Annotated in this window: 1 protein-coding gene; it reads left to right on the top strand. The window is 65.6% G+C overall.

Annotated elements, in window-relative coordinates:
• A partial coding sequence (locus tag Q0L57_RS14650) for a formate--tetrahydrofolate ligase (RefSeq protein WP_296743741.1) occupies positions 1–1,646 on the top strand: 1,646 nt, incomplete at both ends.

Raw genomic sequence — 1,646 nt, 5'->3', positions numbered from 1 at the left:
GAGATCGCGCGTGGCGCCAAGAAAAAGCAGATCCAGGAGATCGGCCAGAAGATCGGCATCCCGTCCGAGCACCTGCTGCCTTACGGCCACGACAAGGCGAAGGTCTCCGCCGAATTCATCAAGTCGGTGAAGGGCAACAAGGACGGCAAGCTGATCCTGGTCACCGCCATCAACCCGACGCCCGCCGGCGAAGGCAAGACGACGACCACGGTCGGCCTCGGCGACGGCCTGAACCGCATCGGCAAGAAGGCCATCGTGTGCATCCGCGAAGCCTCGCTCGGCCCGAATTTCGGCGTCAAGGGCGGCGCCGCCGGCGGCGGCTATGCGCAGGTGGTGCCGATGGAGGACATGAACCTCCACTTCACCGGCGACTTCCACGCCATCACCACCGCGCATAACCTTCTGTCGGCGCTGATCGACAACCACATCTACTGGGGCAACGAGCTCGGCATCGACACCCGCCGCGTCGCCTGGCGCCGCGTCATGGACATGAACGACCGCGCCCTGCGCGAGATCATCTGCTCGCTGGGCGGCGTCGCCAACGGCTATCCGCGCGAGGCCGGCTTCGACATCACCGTCGCTTCCGAGGTGATGGCGATCCTGTGCCTTGCCACCGACCTCAAGGACCTCGAGAAGCGCCTCGGCGACATCATCGTCGCCTATCGCCGCGACAAGACGCCGGTCTATGCCCGCGACCTCAAGGCCGACGGCGCCATGGCGGTGCTGCTCAAGGACGCCATGCAGCCGAACCTGGTGCAGACGCTGGAGAACAACCCGGCCTTCGTGCATGGCGGCCCGTTCGCCAACATCGCGCATGGCTGCAACTCGGTCGTCGCCACCACGACGGCGCTGAAGCTTGCCGACTATGTCGTCACCGAAGCCGGCTTCGGCGCCGATCTCGGCGCTGAAAAATTCTTCGACATCAAGTGCCGCAAGGCGGGCCTCAAGCCGGCCGCCGCCGTCATCGTCGCCACCGTGCGCGCCATGAAGATGAATGGCGGCGTCAAGAAGGAAGACCTCGGCAAGGAAAACATCGAGGCGGTCAAGAAGGGCTGCGCCAATCTCGGCCGCCACATCGAGAACATCCGCCAGTTCGGCGTGCCGGCGGTGGTCGCCATCAACCACTTCTATTCCGACACCGAAGCCGAGATCCAGGCGATGAAGGACTATGTCGCCTCGATGGGCGAGGAAGCGATCCTGTGCAAGCACTGGGCCAACGGTTCGGCCGGCATCGAGGACCTCGCCAACAAGGTGGTGGCGCTGGCCGAATCCGGCGCCTCGCAGTTCGCGCCGCTTTATCCCGACGCCATGCCGCTGTTCGAGAAGGTCAACACCATCGTCCAGCGCATCTACCGCGGCTCGGAGGCGATCGCCGACAAGTCGGTGCGCGACCAGCTCAGGGCCTGGGAGGAGGCCGGCTACGGCAACCTGCCGGTCTGCATGGCCAAGACCCAGTACTCGTTCTCGACCGACCCGAACCTGCGCGGCGCGCCGACCGGCCACACCGTGCCGGTGCGCGAGGTCAGGCTGTCGGCCGGCGCCGGCTTCGTCGTCATCATCTGCGGCGAGGTCATGACCATGCCAGGCCTGCCCAAGGCGCCGTCGTCAGAGAAGATCTTCCTCAACGAAGCTGGCCAGATCGAAGG

Source organism: Mesorhizobium sp. (assembly GCF_024509055.1).
Lineage (GTDB): Bacteria > Pseudomonadota > Alphaproteobacteria > Rhizobiales > Rhizobiaceae > Mesorhizobium.
This window is presented reverse-complemented; position numbering and strand designations above follow the sequence as displayed.